At 48.0% G+C, this 19,845-nt stretch carries 14 protein-coding genes; 7 read left to right on the top strand and 7 right to left on the bottom strand.

Annotated elements, in window-relative coordinates; genetic code table 11:
* Window positions 1-778 precede the first annotated feature (778 nt).
* Together G8770_RS14325 and G8770_RS14330 are read left to right on the top strand one after the other, a co-directional pair.
* Entirely contained in the window at window positions 779-1,015 is a 237-nt protein-coding gene (locus G8770_RS14325) for a hypothetical protein (RefSeq protein WP_167188038.1), read from the top strand.
* Window positions 1,016-1,270: 255 nt separating this feature from the next.
* Complete coding sequence (locus G8770_RS14330) at window positions 1,271-2,323, top strand: hypothetical protein (RefSeq protein WP_167188041.1); 1,053 nt, start codon at window positions 1,271-1,273, stop codon at window positions 2,321-2,323.
* A gap of 446 nt (window positions 2,324-2,769) precedes the next feature.
* On the opposite strand, the gene G8770_RS14335 is transcribed toward G8770_RS14330, so the two are convergent.
* The 4 genes from G8770_RS14335 to G8770_RS14350 all read right to left on the bottom strand — a co-directional run bounded on the left by G8770_RS14335 (window position 2,770) and on the right by G8770_RS14350 (window position 8,886).
* Window positions 2,770-4,125, bottom strand: coding sequence for a phosphotransferase family protein (locus tag G8770_RS14335; RefSeq protein WP_167188044.1), 1,356 nt, complete (start codon window positions 4,123-4,125; stop codon window positions 2,770-2,772).
* A gap of 86 nt (window positions 4,126-4,211) precedes the next feature.
* A complete protein-coding gene (locus G8770_RS14340) occupies window positions 4,212-6,665 on the bottom strand; it encodes a TonB-dependent receptor (RefSeq protein ID WP_167188047.1) in 2,454 nt (817 codons plus the stop codon).
* A gap of 973 nt (window positions 6,666-7,638) precedes the next feature.
* On the bottom strand, window positions 7,639-7,851 hold the full coding sequence (locus G8770_RS24675; protein WP_425050521.1) for a helix-turn-helix domain-containing protein: 213 nt from the start codon (window positions 7,849-7,851) through the stop codon (window positions 7,639-7,641).
* A gap of 609 nt (window positions 7,852-8,460) precedes the next feature.
* A complete protein-coding gene (locus tag G8770_RS14350; protein ID WP_167188052.1) occupies window positions 8,461-8,886 on the bottom strand; it encodes a DUF6573 family protein in 426 nt (141 codons plus the stop codon).
* A 587-nt stretch (window positions 8,887-9,473) separates the two neighbouring features.
* Between G8770_RS14350 and istA the strand changes: the two genes are divergently transcribed.
* From istA to G8770_RS14365, 3 genes are all read left to right on the top strand, one after another.
* Entirely contained in the window at window positions 9,474-10,985 is a 1,512-nt protein-coding gene (gene istA / locus G8770_RS14355; RefSeq protein ID WP_167188054.1) for an IS21 family transposase, read from the top strand.
* Window positions 10,978-11,739 carry an IS21-like element helper ATPase IstB gene (istB, locus tag G8770_RS14360; RefSeq protein WP_167188057.1) on the top strand — a complete coding sequence of 254 codons (762 nt, stop codon included), beginning with the start codon at window positions 10,978-10,980 and terminating at the stop codon, window positions 11,737-11,739. The genes istA and istB overlap by 8 nt, the downstream gene beginning before the upstream one ends.
* Window positions 11,740-11,927: 188 nt before the next feature.
* On the top strand, window positions 11,928-12,164 hold the full coding sequence (locus tag G8770_RS14365) for a helix-turn-helix transcriptional regulator (protein ID WP_167188060.1): 237 nt from the start codon (window positions 11,928-11,930) through the stop codon (window positions 12,162-12,164).
* Here the strand turns inward: G8770_RS14365 and G8770_RS14370 are convergent.
* The gene (locus G8770_RS14370) at window positions 12,140-13,357 is read right to left on the bottom strand and encodes a tyrosine-type recombinase/integrase (protein ID WP_167188062.1); all 1,218 of its coding nucleotides are present in this window, start codon (window positions 13,355-13,357) and stop codon (window positions 12,140-12,142) included. The genes G8770_RS14365 and G8770_RS14370 overlap by 25 nt on opposite strands.
* Window positions 13,358-13,835: 478 nt before the next feature.
* Here G8770_RS14370 and G8770_RS14375 point away from each other — a divergent pair, with 478 nt between their 5' ends.
* Window positions 13,836-14,459 carry a LysE/ArgO family amino acid transporter gene (locus tag G8770_RS14375; protein ID WP_167188065.1) on the top strand — a complete coding sequence of 208 codons (624 nt, stop codon included), beginning with the start codon at window positions 13,836-13,838 and terminating at the stop codon, window positions 14,457-14,459.
* A gap of 9 nt (window positions 14,460-14,468) precedes the next feature.
* Entirely contained in the window at window positions 14,469-15,116 is a 648-nt protein-coding gene (locus G8770_RS14380) for an FMN-binding negative transcriptional regulator (RefSeq protein ID WP_167188067.1), read from the top strand.
* A gap of 127 nt (window positions 15,117-15,243) precedes the next feature.
* On the opposite strand, the gene G8770_RS14385 is transcribed toward G8770_RS14380, so the two are convergent.
* Together G8770_RS14385 and G8770_RS14390 are read right to left on the bottom strand one after the other, a co-directional pair.
* Window positions 15,244-17,598, bottom strand: a complete 2,355-nt coding sequence (locus tag G8770_RS14385) for a TonB-dependent receptor domain-containing protein (protein ID WP_167188070.1) — start codon at window positions 17,596-17,598, stop codon at window positions 15,244-15,246.
* A 280-nt stretch (window positions 17,599-17,878) separates the two neighbouring features.
* Complete coding sequence (locus tag G8770_RS14390; RefSeq protein WP_167188073.1) at window positions 17,879-19,801, bottom strand: pyrroloquinoline quinone-dependent dehydrogenase; 1,923 nt, start codon at window positions 19,799-19,801, stop codon at window positions 17,879-17,881.
* Between the last annotated feature and the right edge of the window lie 44 nt (window positions 19,802-19,845).

The raw sequence follows: 19,845 nt of genomic DNA on the forward strand, positions 1-19,845 counted from the left end.
TATGAGATGGCGATATAGTGTCTAAAGCTAACCTGATGAAATATGTAGATAATTTATACTTCCAGAGAGAAATATTCGAATAAAACGCCAGCAAGTATCAATACAACTTCCCTGAAGGATTGATTTGATAAGGCCAAGTTTAATTGATGCAGCAGAAAACACCCTTCGGTTCAAATAAACCTTTCCGGACATTTACCCGTTTGGGAGGCGCAAACTGGCTACTTACTGTATACGACCTGATATTTGGACCGCGTCGACCTCAAAAACATTACAATCAACGAAATCGCCACATCACAGCAAAAGTAATGAATCATTCGGGCAATGAATTCAGCCTAGCCATGCTGCTTAGCCTCGTGGCACCTCCTTTGCGGCGAGTGCAAACGCAGCTGACTGGAATATCACAAACTGACGTTCAAAGGCAAATTGGCCCGATACCCTTAGTTTTAACGGTCAATAGGGAAAGCTTACCTACAAAGCCCCCCGTACTCACAGTTCAATGCGTAGAACAGGTCTATACGGGTGCTAAAGACATGAGTCGACTAAATCAACTCTGACAAAGGAATTGCTAATCTATAAAACCAACAGCAATAACAATGTAGTTATAGCGCTTTCTTCCCGGTCAGAAACACAATAGCGTTGCCTACACAGACACATGGATTTGGCTGGAATCTTTGACTCATCGACAAATCTTAGTTTTCAGGAATTTCTTTCACTATTTTCCCGCTTTACATAAGATAGCCCTGTAACTATTACACCAATCTACTGTGAGGCTTTAATTATGATGGGTACAGAGGGTGATGCATGTCCTTTTGAATTTAATTTTGAACCGGATACGTTTAAAGTGGGTGACACTATAAGTTACCGGGTACCTTCTCTGGGGGACTTCCCTTTTGTCGGAGAAATTAAAGCTGTTCACAATGACCACATTGAGATTATCAACCCTAGTGAACCCGACCAACTTCTTAGAGCAACTCGTGAAAGCCGACCTGTTGTTTCCGACCAAGATGCGTTGTAAATTCTCTCCAACACTACTCAATTAGCGTCAACCAGTGACTGCCAATCAAACCTGCTGTAAGTCGCTGCTTGCCTTTATCATCGTCCCGTAAAATCAGTGGCTGATCTCTGTAAAATTCCAACATTTGTCCTAAAGACAAATAACTAACATCTATGAAGCCGGCATTTAACTCTATACTGCTCGAACCAACACGTTTACTGCAGCACTGAGACCTATCCTTGGTCACTATATTTATAATAATAGAGGCGAAAAACCATGAGCAAAATCAATCAGTTCGGTGATTACCCAATCATTGATGATGCCAGTCATTTCCAGCGTGTCCCAGTTGAGGACAATGCAGAACACTTTCAGGACCATGCAGGTCTGTTCCTTTGGGGCACAGCTGGGGATGTCGATCTATTTTTTGGTGCAACCATGTACCATGTAGGCGGTCGCAAGTGGGGGTTTGACGATGGAGCACTTAACCAGAGCTTTTTATTAATTACCCCCAACGGTCGTGATGGCCGTACAATGACCAACGACACGTTTGTTTCAAATCGTATGGATCCCATGTGTCGCTTCGATTTTAAAGAAACCGTCGAAGATGACAAAGTAACCTGGCAGGCAGGCAACCGGATAATCACTTTCAGTGCGCCTACTTGGACGGTAACAGGCGAGCATTTTGGTATCGACCTTGACATCACCTTCACTGCAGAAGGCAAGCCGGCCCCCTATCATGGCGACTGGGCAGGCTTAGTGGACCGCAAAGTGGCAGGCAACGAGGTTCTCTGTCACGGAGAAGGCACCTGTACTTACGAAGGTAAAACCTACCGCCTGGAAAATGGCTTTGGCGTAAGGGAACGAACGTTCCTCGGCCGCAATTTTGATGTACCGTCACTTCTCGGGCTCGGTAAGGGCTATTTATGGAGTTGGACTTTCGCACCGGAAATCAAAGTGTTTTATTTTGAACAGGGGGGATCTGGACACCACGCCGGACGGGTTTTTCTCAAAGAGGGATTGATTGATTTCAGCGGTGAACAGACCACAGTAGAAGTACTTGAAAGCTGGACAGATCCTCTTACCCATGAGAACCGTGCCACTCGCATGATTGTCTCGATGAAGTCTGAAAAGGGGGAGTTGGAACTGGAAATCAACACTTGGCGCCGCATGATTTTTGGCTTTCACCTACTGGAAGCCTACACCACTCACACAGGTAAAGCTGGGCGTGCCAGTGGCAAATTTACCTATCCAGATGGTAGAGTCTTGAATATTAATGACGAAGTGGCGTACATGGAACATGGATTTCCCACGCCCAGTATCGCCGCCTGATAACCCCTGTAACCAAGGTGTTTGGAAATTTATACACTAGGCATCTTGGTAACCGAAAACATCGTGTATGTCCAAACACTGCTGTATGGGTAGTGTCTAGCTCGTTCAGAGGTACTATGAGTTCTAGGATGATCAAAACAAGTTGCTGGTATTAATCATATACGCCAACGCTACGCAATGATATACAACGGTCAGGTATCAAGGGTGATGATGCCGATTATATCCCAGGAGTTTATAAAGCCCTAGACATCATGCAATTAGCCCTGCAGGAGCTACCCAATGGGCCGACGTTTGTGCACCCTGAAGATGACGAGACAAACGCTGACATAGGAGCTATACGTCGTGATGATCTGGTAGATCGTTGGAGCCATACAGCACTATATGTGGGAGAGGATTAAAACGAAACGTCGGTCTTGCTCCACAATTAAGTAAGAGCAAGACCTGTTTCAGGCCAAAATGTCGTCCTCAATATGAATGGCCGAACGGCCGATACCTATTTCAGAGCACACCTGAATTTTCCGGGTTAATTGGTTGTGAAAGTATTGTATCAGCTCTTGATCGTGTTCAGCTCCCGCCTGCTGAACAAACTCTTCGAGTTTTTGTTGCAACTCTGGCATTGACTCACATTTTCCGACGAAGGATACAGCTTCAGTCAGAGCCAATTCATCGAGTTGGTCTGCATACTGATCCATGATCTGAGCATAATCGAGTAATCGCAGAACGCATTCCTTACTCGCCTGTTGAAGCTCGTTATGGGTCTCAAAGCTTGCAGCCATATCGTCAATCATACTATGCAGTGATTGATTTCGTTTATTAGGCTCCAACAGCTTTGCAGGTGTTTGCAGTGTCACCCCTACATTTTTTGCCAGAGCATTCAGCAAAGTACGGCGTAAAGCCAAATCCCATTCCAGATAAACATCATGCGGGTCCCCAGGCTTAGGGTTTTGAATCGCTCCAGCAAATTGCATACAAGCCACCGTTGAAAATACCGCATGATGATAACGGACCACCGCCTCTTCTACTGGCACACCGCTTACTTCGGCATAATAATCACACAAAACTGAAATCGCTTCGCCGGTGGGTTCGTAGGAATGGCGCATGGCCATAGTCGCCAGATCTGTCATCGGGTCACCAATCATGGCAAACTCAAGATCATAGACCGCTTTGATCTCTCCCTGATCAAAAAGGAACTGACCGGCATCAAAAGCAATAAATGAGGGTTTTGTACGATGCTGGGGAACATTATCACAGAGCCAACGCATGGCAAATTCAATCAGAGGCTCAGGCGCTACTTTGTTTTTTTGATACAACGGCAGGTAAGCCTTAATCCCCGCCTGCGCAATTTCTTCAGCGCCCTGCGGTAAATCGATACCGATCTCAGTGAACTTCTCGACAGGTAAGTTGTGCATCGCCACTAAGGCATCAATATACTGACGTGCAACATCTCTCCTTTCCTCGTCCGTGGCGGCAGAAGCTACATCCCGTGTACCTGGAACGGACTCCATAATAATCGCCACCGGATCATCACACATACCGTAAATACGCGGCGCCGGAATACCATTTTCTCCCAGAACCGACAGAATATCTGCTTCCCGTTTTAATTCTGGAAAGGGTACCACATCGCTTTCACGGTCCCCTCGTACATACAATTTTAGGGTTTCACCCCGGCATATCACATCGACAAACCAAGACGGCCGCCAACGGACTTGGCGTTCCATCGCCGTTACAGTTCCCCCCACGAGGGTCTCAATACAATTGCGTATTTTTATTTCTGTTTCATCCAACAGCTCTAACTTCGCCATAAGTGGGTGATCCCCTCAAAGCCAATAAAAAAGCCGCCTGTAGGTGAAAAACCGGGCGGCTTAAAATTCAAGATATTAACTCATCATCAGAAGCTGTAACGAGCTTCCAGCCCCCAAATACGCGGGGGTCCATAGATGAAAGCATCCAATCCCAGAGGTTGACTACTGATCGAACTGGAGAGTGCATACTCCTCGTCGGTCACATTGTTAACGAACAGCGCCAGATCAACACCAGTACCCCTAATACCATAGAGGTCAGCCCGGAGGTTTGTCAGGGAGTAGCCAGGTAATTTTGAGCCGGCTTTTTGGGCCTCTGATGTATCGTAGTAATTGGCATTCAATACCAGTTCCGAGGCAATATCACCAAGAGGTATGGAGTACTTAATGTTTGCCTGGAGCACAGTATTACAGAAATTTAAGAACGGAATAGCACTGGGAATTTTGTCTTCGATAAATGCATTCGATTGAGCATAAACCTTATCAATATCGGCATCTTGGATAGTCGCATTGAGGCGGATACTCAGGTTCTCTGTTACCAGAGCCATGAATTCCAAATCAACACCATCGACACTGGTATCACCTACGTTCAGAACGATGGCTCCACCAGTGGGGTCATTCAATGCATTACAGTCACCGTCGGGATCGAGGCCTGCTACTGCTGTACCCGTTGGTGAAGTACACGCTCTACTGGTAGTCACGCCACCTGCCAAGTCACCCTGAGCATTTGTGTACTCGCCATAAAAATACGAAATGTTGGTTCGTACTGGAATACCAGCAATATTCCAGTCGGCCTTCAGACCTAACTCGATATCATCAACTTCTTCCGGCTCAAAGGTTTGGTGCTGTGCAAGTTCACCACTGAAAATAGGTCCATTAGCGCCACCGGCCCGGTAACCATGACGAATCACCCCGTAAGTGAAAATATTGTCGGTTACATGCCAATTCAACCCTACAGACCAAGTGGTGGCATTGGATTTTTGATTAACTTCCGCCGAATTTACGATAACGCTGGTATCGTTATTTTTACAGGCGGATTCATTAAAAAAGGTGGGGTCGGAGCCCAGCCAGGCAGGGACTGCATCAGAGCCCAAACAGAGATTGAAATCATCTTCAGTGTAACGAATTCCGGCTTCCATTGACAAAGTATCCGTCAGCGCGAACTCACCATGCACAAAGACAGCTTTAGATTCTTCGGTTAGAAAAAAGTGCTGCGCACCACCATTGGTATAGCCTGTCTCAAAACCAGGAATCAGGGTATGATACTGGGTCTGTGCGACAGTGGTGGCGTTGATTTGACCCACACCATCCGGCTCTGACTTCAGATAAAAAGCACCGACAATCCAGTTAAGTTTGTCATCAAACGAGATCCCTCGTAACTGCAATTCATTACTTAATTGTTTGGTCCGATCAATGAGTCGAGCTTTAACAATCGATGTCTGTGAATCCACAAAAGCCGGACCAAATGCACTAGATAATCCCGCCTCAACCACTGGACTTGTGTAGGTACCCAAACCATCAATATTTGGTGCGTAGTCCAAGTCGGTAGTTTGATAGCCAAACAGGTTCATCAAGGTAAGATTGTCGTTAAACGTATACTCGGTACGGTTAACAATGACTTTGCGTTCGTTCTTTTCGTGCTGGTCAAAGGCTGAGTCGTTATATCTTGGTCCAAGATCTTTTAATCGCATCACGTCATTTTTAACTTGGTCAGCGATACCCAGCTGGTTCAAAGCGGATGGTTCATATGTTGCTACCGGGTGAACTCCGAACCCGTCGTTATCACTTTTGGAGTAGTCGTAAATAAAGGTGTTGGTTAGATTACCGAATTCTGCCAACAGCGAGAAACGGAAGGCCTCGGTATCCACTGCATCCAGGTCATCTCCCACACCAATATTTTTGGTGTAGCCATCACGTAAATTTTTGTCTGCTGCGATTCGCATAGCCAGCTTATCTTCCAACAAAGGTATATTCAGTGCGCCCTGAATTCGACGTGCATTATAACGTCCCAGGGTGACGCCACCATATCCGCCCAATTCGTAACTTGGAGCGTTAGGTGAGTACAAAATAGCACCGCCAGTGGTATTACGACCAAACAGGGTACCTTGTGGACCTTTGAGAACCTGAATATTGGACATATCAACTTGCGGCACTGCACTGCCCCAGGCGGGTTGAGGCACTTCGGCAAAATAACTGACCACCGCCGGCGAGGTGGTACCAATCAATCCTTTCGATTGACCACGAATAACATACAGTGGGTTCTGAGGTCCGCCACTGCCAGCCAGGAAGACACCTGTTACGGCCTGTTGTAAATCGGTTGTTGAAGTGATATTTGCTTCACGCAGGGCATCATTGTCAAGTACAGCAACTGTAACGGGAACTGATTGAGTACTTTCTTCTACTCGGCGGGCGTTGACAATAATTTCTTCCAGGACCAACGTTTCTCTGCTGCCCTCTGCCGCGTATGACTGCGAAGAAATAGCCGCAATACTACTGCTAAGAATACAGAGACCAAATGAAGCAGCTCTTTTTTGTATAGACATTTTCTCTTTCCTCTTTGCTTTTTTATATTAAGGAGAGTGATAAGCATTTAATTATTATTTGACACAACGAAATGTCTTTTCCATATCTGTTCCGCTCTCTGCAGCTAGACCTTCCACTCGAGGCATGACTTCTAACCCACTGAAAATGATCATTTTTTAGGTCTACGCCTGAACTCCCTGCCCTTCTATGCTACTACCAGCCGCTTATCAAAAAGAGCGAAATAGCAGTGGATTGAAGCGCGAACAGCACTTGAACAGATACTTTATAGTGACACATTTACAAAATGTGTGTAAATAAAATAAAGGTCTAATAAATTTAATGCTCATCTATAATTCTAATATCAGGCCTTCTTATCGGCTTCCAAACCAATAATTGACCCTAATGGTGGCAAATTTCCTGAGGTGTCCAGCCTCTTAGAAGCATCACTTAATTCAAGACTTCAGACCTACATTGATGGTGTTCTTAGCTCTATTGCTTTGCGAGTATGAACTTGCGAGGGGCGAGACTTACCGGAGATGAGAACCAAACTATTCTGGAGATGGCTTAACTCCCTGATAGCTTTTACATTTTAGGACATGGGGATTCTCATCATAAACCTGGAAGCCTCTGCGACGCTTGAGTTGGATGCTTAAAATCCTGCAAAAAGTTTACGACAGCTTACCTACCACACTTACCGTGTCGACAGTCGAGCTGAATTTTTAAGCACTTGATATCAACATTTCAGAAACTGGACGCCATTCCACGCACAAGAGCAAGTGGGGTCAGATTCGGCTCAGATTAATGAATGAATTGACAGCATGTTTGGAGACAACTTTTGTATGCACCACCCTGACCTCGGGCTCTCGGATTACAACTTTTATAGGCGGACCCAGGAAACTTCTTTGCTGAGTATTTTCAATAATAAATCATTTCATTAAATATATTGAACAACTTGTAAGCAAAGGGATTTTATTAGTTTATTATTTATTCCAGCTACTTTCGTGCACATTTCCGGTAAGTGTGTGGCGTCACACCTGTCCACTTTTTAAATTCTCGAATAAAAGTGCTCGCTTCTGAAAAACCGGTATGAGATGAGATCTTCTCGATGGAATCGCTGGACTGAACCAAGCATCGTATGGCTATATCCCTACGCAGCTGATTTTTAAGATCCATATAACCAATACCCTCCCTTCCAGATATCGACAGAGTTTTTTGGGATGGATTGCAAGCATTTCAGAAACTTCCACCAGCGTTGGTAATTCCTCTAGGTTTTACGCAAAATAGTTTGGACTTTGGTCGTCCAACTTTGCTGATAATAATCATTGATGAGGATATTCAGGAGTGGTTGTTTCAAAAATTACCCCAAGCCTACCGGGATCTGGGTAATGGGCATATCCATTAGCGCGCGATCTAAAAAAATAGTGCATTCTGCTTGCTCAAAAAGTTTGGCCACTACTTACCCCAGAGAGTGAATATAATACTGCCATGCAGTAAAAAAATGGACCAAGGAAAGCTTGAGCTATCCCTATCCCACTAATTTTAACCAAGGCAATAACATCCGATTGCGAAAGCATAGCTCATTTGATGGCAAGATGGGTCAAACCGACACTTTGTTAATCTTTCCTTGGCCCGGGACCAATGAGGCCGTCCAAGTGATAAAGACCAAAGTGTGCAGATTCTATCAGGGCAAGAGAAACTTATTTCTCAATAACAGTCCGGATATATGGCAGCAATCCACTGTTTACCGTCAAAATAACTCGCCTTGCAAACCCGGATGGGTTCATGTGTGGGCAAGGCGCCGAAGTATCAGCAACTTTAATCTTCATGAGGCATTAAAATCGTGACCACCGGTTCCCCGTCATCACCAGGGCCCACGATCAACTTTAACGTCACTTCCTGAGGCTCCAGTGTACTTCCGTCACTGGGCACCCGATACAGCGTAAAGGTCATACGATCTTTGGGAACGGCTGCACGACGGATCACAAAAACCGCCATGAACAACACGTCCCACAATCGACCGTCTTCATCCTGACATACCTGGCTGCGGTTACGCTGTTCGTCCCAAGACACGCAGTCTCGCCACACCGAATGCGTCAGTGCCACCGGCCATTGCAATCCGGCTTCCCGGGCCATGGTCGTGACGTCGATTAAAACCCCGTCAGCGATGGCCTCGGCTCGGCTGTAACTTGACACCAATGGACCAAACACGGCTTCTAACGAACGGCTTTTGGTTTTCTTCATAACAGAACTCCCTACAGGAATGACCCCGTTAGGGAGTTCTGCCCCAGTGAGCCTTAGAACTCCCCAATGGGTTGATTGAGTGAACAGGGTTTAATACGGAATGCATTTATTCAGCCGAAAACCGTTGTTGTTACGGGCTCCGCCGCCCTCGTCACTACCCCGCTTCGCTTGCCAGTGACGAGGGCAACACCCGAAAGGCTTCGCCTCGCGGCACCCAACTCTACTCTCGCACCAGGTGGTTCCAGTGGAACCACCTGGTGACACTGGAACCACGTCGACAGGCACAGCATTTTAGGCAGTGTCTAGCGTCGAGATTTAGAACCATTCATATTCAGTTGGTTGTAACCAGTCTTTGCATAACATACAGGCACAACCGAAGCTTGGATGTCTTGATCTAGTGGACACTGCGAGAACAGTGTGGTGTGTTAAACGCATGCTGTAACAGGGAGTTCATTCTCACCCCCTCGGTACTAGTCCGATAAATTCTTACCAAACTATTAGACGACAATTAACCTGACCGGTCGGCGACAACCATCTTGGCCGGTTGATCTGATAAGGTCCGGCACTGATTCTACAAGGAGAAATCAGTGTCCGGTAAGCGCATTACAGATCAACAAATCAGGTTATATATGACTGAACGAAAACAAGGCCGGACACAGATCGCCGCAGCCGCCAAAGCCAGCATCTCAGAGCGTACCGCACGTCGTATTGAGACTGGACAACTCACCACCGAGCCCGCGCCTAAGCGTCATTGGCGTACCCGCAAAGACCCTTTGGCCGATGTCTGGGACTGTGAACTGGTGCCCATGCTTGAGGACAACCCTGAACTCCTGCCAATGACGCTCTTTGAGTACCTTTGCGACAATTACCCCGGACAGTATGACAACAGTATCCTGCGCACTTTGCAGCGTCGAATCAAAAGCTGGAAGGCCAAGCATGGCCCGGCCAAAGAGGTTATGTTCCGCCAAACCAAAGAGCCTGGGCGCTTAGGTCTCTCGGATTTTACCCAACTGAAGGGCATCACCATCACGCTGTTGGGGCAGGTCTTCTGTCACCTTCTGTACCATTATCGTCTGACGTTCAGCGGCTGGTGTTACGTCAAAGTGATTTGTGGGGGCGAGAGCTTTACCGCGCTCTCCACCGGACTCCAGAATGCCCTGTGGCGCAGCGGCGGGGTGCCGCTTGAACACCGTACGGACAGCCTGAGTGCTGCCTTCAACAACTTGGCAGAGAAAGAACAGCTCACGGAGCGCTACCAAGATCTCTGCCGGCATTACCACCTTAAACCCACCCGCAACAATCCGGGGCAAAGCCATGAAAACGGAGCCATCGAATCTCCACACGGCCATTTAAAGCGCCGTATCAGACAAGCACTGCTGCTGCGAGGCAGCTACGATTTTGCGTCCCTGGAGGATTATCAAGGCTTTATTGATGGAGTGGTGAGCAAGATTAACCGGCAGAACCGCTCTCGCTTTGAGCAGGAACGCCCGTATCTACAACCGCTACCCAAACGCCGTACACAGGACTATGCCGAGCACCGGGTGCTGATCAGCCGCAGCAGCACCTTCGACCTCCGGCGCGTGACTTACACCGTACCCTCACGCTTTATCAGCGAGCGGCTCTATGTTCAGCTTTATGATGAGCGCCTGGAACTGTTTCACGGTCACGAGAAAGTGCTGGTCTTGCCCAGGGCCTATGCCTCTAAAACTCAGCGTGCACGACAGGTTGATTATCGTCACGTCATCGACTCGCTCGTCAAGAAACCTCAGGCGTTCCGTCACTCGCAGTTGCGTGATGATCTTCTCCCCGGCCCGGATTACCATCGGATCTGGAGGCATATCGATGAGACCTTGCCACCGCATAAAGCCTGTCGTTACATTGTCCGACTGCTACATCTGGCAGCCACTGAGCAGTGCGAGTCTGCTTTGGGGCGTTATGTGCTCAAACACATCGACCGCGGGGAGCTCCCCAGCGAGCTGCAATGCCGTAAGCACTTCAGCGGTGACGCCACCGTCGTGCCGCTGATCGTGACGAAGCAACACGCTTTGGGTGATTACGACCAGCTGCTTAATCGCTCACAGGAGGTGCATCATGGCTAATATTGCATCCCTGCCGGTGTTGCTGAAGGAGTTGAAACTGGCCAGCTTTTCTAAGCACTGGGAAGACTTGGCGCAGAAGGCGCTGGATGAGCAGTGGCTCTCCCAGACTTATCTAGCGGCCTTGTGTGAGCAAGAGGCCGCCGAACGTTATCAGAAGCGCCTGCACCGCTTCACCCGTGAGGCGCAGTTACCACCGGGAAAACACCTGAGCCAGTTTGACTTTACCGCGGTCAGCAACATCAACAAAAACCAGATCACGGCGCTGACCCAGCAACGTCAATGGGTCAAGCAGGCAGAAAACCTCCTGTTGTTCGGTGCCAGTGGTGTTGGTAAAACCCACTTGGCCTGCGGCCTTGGTTACGCCCTGATCGATCAGGCGATACGGGTAAAATTCACCAGTGCCACCGCTATCGTGCAAAGTCTACAGCAGGCCCGAGAAGGTCTCTCCTTGGCAGAGGCACTTACCCGCTTGGATAAGTATGCCGTACTGATCGTGGACGACATTGGCTATGTAAAAAAGAGCAGTCAAGAGACTCAGGTGTTGTTCGAGCTGATCGCCCATCGGTATGAGACCGGCAGTTTAATTATCACCTCGAATCAGCCCTTCAGTGCCTGGGATCAAATCTTTGACGACAACATGATGACAGTCGCCGCCATCGATCGGTTGGTGCATCACGCTACCATCCTTGAGGTGAAAGGTGAGAGTTATCGCAAGAAGGTATCCATGAAAAGGAGGGAGCACATCGAGAATTAACGTCAATTAAACAAAATCAACCGGTCAGGATAATTGACGCGAACCGGTCAAACTAATTGACGTCGGATACCAAACCCATTTATCCATTTGCTAAACATTCTTTTTTGTTAAAAGCTTTTGCTCGGTGCTACTGTTGATTACACGCTCTTACTTCAGGGCCTTCTAACCAGAAAATATGGAGAGCACCAATGGAAACGGCACACACAGTTCGACCCCGCACAACCCTCATTAATCGCAAAGCTCTTTTGAAGATAGTTCCTTTATCGGATCGATCGATTTACAACATGGAAAAACGTGGAGACTTTCCAAAACGCATTGTACTCACCAGCCGAAATGTCGCCTGGGACTTAAACGAAGTGGAAGAGTGGATTGAAGCCAGAAAAGCATCAACCGATAAGGCCTATCGTCCTGGTAAGGAATTCTGATCGCGCCCTATGGTCCATTCATCAATCATATCTGCCCAGTCCTGCAACATGGCAGTTCTTTGCTCACGATACTCGGCTTTATTATATACCGCTCGAACACCTCGTTGTTCATGAGCAAGACTTTTCTCTATCCAATCGGTGTTGTACCCTGCTTCGTGTAAATGCGTACTTGCAGTACGGCGCAGGTCGTGAGGGCAAAATTTTTCAATAGATTTTCCATCTATTTGAGCCTGATCGTAGACTCGTTTTAATAGTATGTTTAATGTACTAGATGCCATTGATTTGCCTGAACTATTACGAGAGGGGAATATATATTCAGAATCCATCGACCATGAATACAAAGTTTCAAAAAGTTCCAATGCTTGGCGGGAAAGATATACAACGTGATCTCGCCTCAACTTCATCCGCTCTTTCGGTATGATCCATCTTGCTTTCTTAAGGTCGATTTCAGACCAAGTAGCTTGGATTAACTCAGATTTTCTGACCATGGTCAGAAGTAACAATTTTAAAGCAGCTCTATATTGAGACGATGTATTAACTCGATCCAGGTATCGATACATTAACGCTATTTCTTTAGGTACCAACACTCGGTCTCGAGGCACTAAACGAACAATACTTGAGGGTCTTAGATTTGCAACCGGATTAGTTATGTTTTGACCACATTCAATAGCCCACTTGTAAACCAGGTTAACAATATCACGAGTTACAAGTGCTGACGCGGGGACGCCACTGTTAACGATCCTATTAAATAATGCGCGAAAGTCTTCATGCATGATCTCAGACAACTGTAACTTACCGATCGATGATTTTAGCTTGCTTTCATACATAATAATTCTATGTTTACGAGTTGACTCAGCCATTATATGTTTAGCCAACCATGCTTCAGCCCATTCACTAAATGTACTTATATCATTCTTTCTAGTCTTGTTACGGTGTTTTTCTCTGGCGGGTGACATCCCCTCAGCAATCTTCCTTTTGGCTTCACCCAGATGATCTCTGGCTTCAGCCAAAGAGATTCCACCATTGCCATATCGTCCAATGGTTAACGTCTCTTGACGCCCATTGATGGAATAGTTATATCTGAATGATATCGTGCCTTTTGGAGTGACAGCCACATACAGACCATCTCTATCCTTGACCTTGTAGAGTTTTTCTTTTGGTTTTAAATGTCTAAGCTTGGTATCTGTCAACATGATTTCATCCCCCATTGATAATTCAGGCTGATAATAAATTTGAGAATGTCTAAAGCCAGTACATTCTCACTACGTCCATTTAAATCAATCTGTATCGGATAAACTCAATTAGAACTGTCTAATTCTGCAGACAAATACTCAGCCCTTTTTAAATTTTCTCCAGTCAAAAAATCAGACACCAAGACTTGTAACCGCTAAGTAAAGTCATATTGAATACGATACAAACTAAGTTGAAAATACCATTATAAATACCATTGAAAACTCTTGCTTGTGCGATTCTATAGATACCAGGGCTTGCCAGAAATAAAATTAAAAACCTATAAATAACAGTGACTTATTTAACCTTATTGCCTAAGTATTCCTACCTTTACAAATCAATAAATATTAGATGTCCTAATGTTGATTAAGATTCTATAGTTTGCCTATTTCACATCGGGCTGGCAATCTGCGCGCATCATTCCAGTGTCCGAGATTTTTTATGTTGTTTTCCGTTTTTGCCCAGGGACTCATGCTCAGCTTTGGCCTTATCGTTACCATTGGAGCTCAGAACGCATTTGTCCTGCGCCAGGGGCTGCGCCGTGAGCATGTGGGAAGCGTCGTGGTATTTTGTGCCCTTGCCGATGCGGTGCTGATCGCTGTGGGTGTCATGGGCGTAGCCCAGCTCCTGGGGGAAAACCCGATCTTAACCCGGACACTGGCGCTGGCGGGCGCCACCTTCCTGGCCTTTTACGGTTGGCGTGCTCTACAGCGCGCTCGCGCGATGAACCAGCTGCAGGCGACTGAGGGTGAAGAGCGTCTCAGCCGGGGCGCGGTGGTCGCTCAGGCTGCCGTCTTTACCCTGCTCAACCCCCATGTGTACCTGGACTCGATACTGTTATTGGGCAGCATCGGCGCCCAACACGCCATGCCAATGCGCGGTTTTTTTGTCATTGGCGCAAGTACGGCCAGTGCATTGTGGTTTGGGCTATTGGGGTTTGGTGCCCGTCGCTTGGCCCCCTGGCTGTCTAACCCGCGTGTATGGCCCATTCTCGATACCGTGATCGGCCTCACCATGTGGCTCCTGGCGGCCTTATTGATCCATAATGTTATCCGCAGTTTGTGAGAATTTAATATGTACGTCCCAACTTATTTCCAGCTCAAAGAACGCGACGCTGTCTTCGAGTTGATCAAGTCTAACCCCCTTGGCACCTGGGTTTGCTGTGGCAATGACGGACTCATTGCCAATCACATACCCTTTTACCTCGACCCACACAAGGGCCCCTTCGGCACACTGATGGGGCACGTTGCCCGAACCAATTCGGTCTGGCAGGAACTGACCGACACCAGCTCGATTGTCAGTTTTCAGGGACCGCAAGCCTATATCTCCCCGCGCTGGTACTCCGGTAAACAGGAACATGGCAAAGTTGTTCCTACCTGGAATTATGCGGTGGCTCACGCCCACGGTGTCGCCAGGGTCATTGACGATCGCACCTGGATGCGAGACATGCTCAACCGACTAACCAACGCCAATGAAGCAGACCAGCCGACGCCCTGGCAAGTCAGTGATGCTCCCGAAAACTACATTGAGCAGTTGATGCGTGCCATTGTCGGTATCGAAATCCCCATCGACCGGTTAGAGGGCAATCTTAAGGCCAGCCAAAATAAATCTTTTCAGGATCAGAAAAATATCGCCGAAGGATTACAACAGCAATCGCGCCGAACAGACAATGAAATGGCTGCTCTGATGCAATCATCGGCTCTAAAGAACACGGCTGAGTAATCAATTTTCACCAAGTCGTACAGCAAAGGGCAAACAATAAAGTTCATCCTCCAGGAGACAGCAGTAGAAAGTATAAAAAAGCCAGCTTTGCAGCTGGCTAAACACCGTACATAAACATGCACAACAATCAATTGACTCCAAAGTTGTAACGAACATTCACTCCGATCTCACGCTGGGCGTTTACCTGAGTGCTGTAATAGCCCGAATCCCCCAGATAATTGGCCAAGGTTCCCCCTGCCCCGTACTGCAGGTCTTCCAACGTGGTGACGGTTTGTTCATCCAGTGCATTTTTTGCGAACAGTTGAATGTCCCAACGCCCTTCAATATCACGCACCCCGACAAACAGGTTAAGCAGACCATAATTGTCGATTTGTGTGCGCAAATGCTTGTTGTCATTTTCAGGGTAATAGGAATACATCCCGCGGATATAGCCCTCCATGGTGTCATTAAACCCGGTGACATATTCAGTCCTGATTGTCGCAGTCCAGTCCGGTGTACTGCTGGCAGAGGCTCCCGTATCACACACAGCGACCTGGTAACTGGCATTCAGGCTCGCCGGCAGAAAATCGGGTTGCCCATCAAGATTGCCATCGTTACAAGGCACGGGATCTTTTAACTCGCTGTTACTCCAGCTGAACACACCCGACACCACCCAATTCGGTAAAATCTGGAAGCTGGCATCAAGGTCAATTCCCTGAACAACAGCATCGGCATTGGAGGTAAAACGAAAAGCCTCAACCCCATTGGTTCCAAAATATTGCGTCGACGGTGAATAATACAAATAATTTTCGAAACTCTGGTAATAATACGCCGCATTAATACGACCGCGCCCACCCATAAAATCAAGTTTTAAACCGGCCTCATAGGAAATTGAGGTTTCATTTTCCCTGGCACCCACCAGCTTTTCCATATTCGTATCCGGGTTGGGCAGGGGATTAATCCCCAGCGTATCCATTGGCGCTGGGCGGAAAGCCGTGCCCACATTGAGGTAAGACATAAAGGCATCATTAAAGCGATGGGATAGCGAAAGGTTCCAGATCAGTTCATCACTGTCCTGCTCCAGATCATTCAGCAATAATCCCGCCGCCTCGGTTCTGCTCCAACTGCGGCTGTGAATCTGCCGGATCCCTGCAGACACCTCGGTATCCACGGCTGGATACAGAGTCAGATTGGCAAATGCCGAAATCTCTTCCGCACCATTTGGACGGTGGATTGAATTTGTCCAAATATACGCGCCTGTGTCTGGATTCGGGTTAGCAAATGCCAAAAACGAACTAAAGTCAGCACTCAATATGGTATTGGAATCCAGGTCGACCACAACGTCCTGGCTTTGATAAAACACACCGAAGGTATAATCAATAAAATCTTTATAAGGCTCTTCAAGGCTTATGCGGAGCTCATGACTGTCCTGCTTGCGGGAAATATCCAATTGTTGAAACCACTCATCCTGCTGTATTGCCTGACTGCCCAGAAACGGAAAAGAGCCACCAGCTGATGAATAGATATAATTAATCTCATCACTGGGCGCATTCGAGTCAGTCTTATAATCACTGAGAGAACCCACATATGACAGCACATGACCACCGACCAGCCAATTGAGATTCAAAGTCGTCGCTTCATTGACATTTTTAATCTTGGAAGGAGTGGCCGCCAAGCCCTGCCGATCCTTGGCCTGAATCACACCAAAGTCATGGTGAGGCAACCTTGTTGCATCATTGAAACCGGAGAATTGCGTGAATGACAGCAGGTCTTTTGAGATGCGCTGAAACATCAGTTTACCATCGAGATTTTCAAGCGGCTCAAACCCCAGGGTTGCCCGAAAGCCTTTAATGTCTGAGTCTGGATCGGCATCATTAAACAAGCTGTTCACCTGATTGACTTCGTTTTCGTCAAGAACAGCCGCCAATCGAAGTCCCGCTTTACCTTCTATCAGAGGAATATTGATTGCACCCTGATAATTCGAAGCCCCTTGATCAGTGGCCGTGCCGTTAAGATAGCCTTCAAACTCATTCAGATTTACATCCCGGGTTGTGACGGTGATGGCGCCAGACGGAGCAGAGCGGCCTCGCAGGGTACCCTGCGGACCCCTGAGAACTTCCACCTGACTGACATCAAACACCTGGGTGAAAATATGATTTGATTCAACCGGTGCATCATTCAGATAGAACTCCACAGTGGGCGAGACATTCGATTCCACCGTAAAGTTTACACCGCGCATACTGGCCGACGTCGTATAGCCATTCGACCCACTTTCAAGACTGATGCCCGGAACAACACTTTCCATATCCTCAAAGTTGAGAATATTCAGATCCTGAAAAGTATCCGCACTGACAGCATTGACGGTTTGCGGTACATCCTGAAGGCTTTCAAACTTACGCCGAGCCGTAACCACCACCTCTTCCAACACCATTGAGTACTGGCTGCCAGCATCACGCTGAGGGCCGGGTTCTTCCGCAGCAACCACGGTAAAAGCGGGAAGCACAAACGCCAGGCCCAAACTTTGTAAAACACATTGATAAATAGAATTTCGCGTTATGACATTTTGATTCGCTTTGCGAACAGATTTGAAAATCTGACATCTCTCGGTTTTTAAGCCCATCATTCAATTCTCTTATTAATTATTATCTGAAGAAGTCGAAACCTGTAAACCCTTCTGTATTTTTAATTTTTCTGAATACCTCCATACACATCAACTGCTCATGTCACCCTCCCCATCCTCACAATATGTGGGTCGATTCTGGACGGTTTAACCGGCACCGTGACTATCGTGGTAATTTAAAAGCGATGACCGAATCTCCCAGTTCCGGAGCCCACATGCTGTGTCCGCCTGCCGCTACCACTACGTATTGTTCACCTGCGTATTCATAGGTGATCGGTGTTGAGTTAGCCGAAGCCGGCAGCTCTTGCGACCAAAGTGTTTTTCCGGTTTTGAGGTCGAACGCTCTGAATTTAAAATCCGATGCAAATCCCAGAAAGACAATGCCGCCTGCCGTCACCAGTGGCGCACCGCCGCCCGGAGTGCCCAATTCCAGAGGAATTGGTACCGGGGCCAGTTTTTCAATGCTGCCGAGCGGAACTTCCCAAAGAATTTCTTTTTTCACCAGATCAACTGCTGTCAATTTGGACCAGGGCGGTGCGGAACAGGGAGCCCCCAGTGGCGACAAGAACGGTTTGATTGTGGTTACATAGGCGCTGCCGCTATTGCTGAAAGTAAAACCCGCAGATAAGTCCGCATGTCCCTTACTGGTATCCTGAGCTGCTGTAACCGCCTCCCGCTTCTGATGCGTGACAATCAAAGGGACGGTATTGGCGGGTACGACCATGATGTTACTTTGTGGATCGTAAGCACCGCCGCCCCAGTTGGGACCACCGGAAGGTGCTGGTTGATAGATGGTGCCCTTCTCACTGGGGGGCGTATAAATGGGTCCGGTCACGAGTTTCTCCGCTTCACGGCGACACAACCATTCATCAATCGGGGTAAAGCCCCAGGCATCATCCGGTGTAAAGCCCTGTGCCGATACCGCGGGCATACCCACGGGAAATGGCTGGGTGGGCGACAGTTGCTCCCCGGCTACTGCGCCGCCTTGCGGAACCGGTCTTTCTTCAACAGGCACTAAAGGTTCGCCAGTTTGGCGATTGAAAATAAAAATCAAACCCTGTTTGGTATTTTGAACCAGTGCCGGAACCAACTTGCCGTTGTGCGGGTAATCAATCAGCATGCCTGCGGTCGGAATGTCGTAATCCCAGACATCGTGATGCACCAATTGGAAATGCCAAACCACCTTCCCCGTGCGGCCTTGCAGAGCCACTACCGAATCGGTGTAGAGATTATCGCCAGGGCGTTCACCCCCATAAAAATCAATCGAAGGACTGGTGGTTGGCAGATACACCAAATCCAGGGTTTCATCCACCACCATCCCCGACCATACATTGCCGCCGCCATTCAGCGGCGCGCCGTCTTGCCAGGTTGCCAAGGCTGGATTTTCCGGACTGCGCGGAAGCGGATCAAATGACCACAGCGGCTTACCGTTACGGGCATCAAAGGCCAACACTCTGCCGCTGGGCGCATCCAGCCGCTGGTTATCCATCACACTGGATCCCACCACCACCACATCATTGACAATGGCCGGTCGCGACAAGGCAGACACCTCTCCGGGAATCAACATGGGTTTACTCGCTTCCATCTGGACCACACCCTGTTCGCCAAAACCGTCACAGGGCTTGCCACTAACAGCGTCAAGCGCGATCAAACGGTAGTCCGACGTCCCTAAAAACAGACGGGTGTTGCACTGTTGAGCAGGCTCTGCCTGCTCGTCCGTCCAAACCGACACACCTCTGCACTTGTTGGTCGTGCTTGGCGGACTTTTGGGATCGTAGACCCAGCGTTGGTTACCGGTTGCCGGATCCAGCGCCATCACCTTGCGAGTTACACTGCAGACAATCAGGTTGTCTCCCACCAGCACTGGTGTATCCTGAAATGCGGTCAGGCCGGGATCGGCGGGGATATCCCCGGTGTGGTATTCCCACGCTATTTCCAGGTCAGACACATTGGCGGTCGAAATCTGTTTAAGGTTTGAATATTTTGCCCCGTAATTTCGTTCTTGCGTATCCGCATGAACAACCACAGACGGCATTCCTGCAAGTACCATTAGCAGCAAGACGAAGGCTCTGTGTATCTTATGCATGGATTTCTGGACTCATTTATTGTGGTAACCAACCCCATTCACCA

The sequence above is a fragment of the Pseudomaricurvus hydrocarbonicus genome, assembly GCF_011602365.1.
GTDB classification, from domain to species: Bacteria; Pseudomonadota; Gammaproteobacteria; order Pseudomonadales; family Cellvibrionaceae; genus Pseudomaricurvus; species Pseudomaricurvus hydrocarbonicus.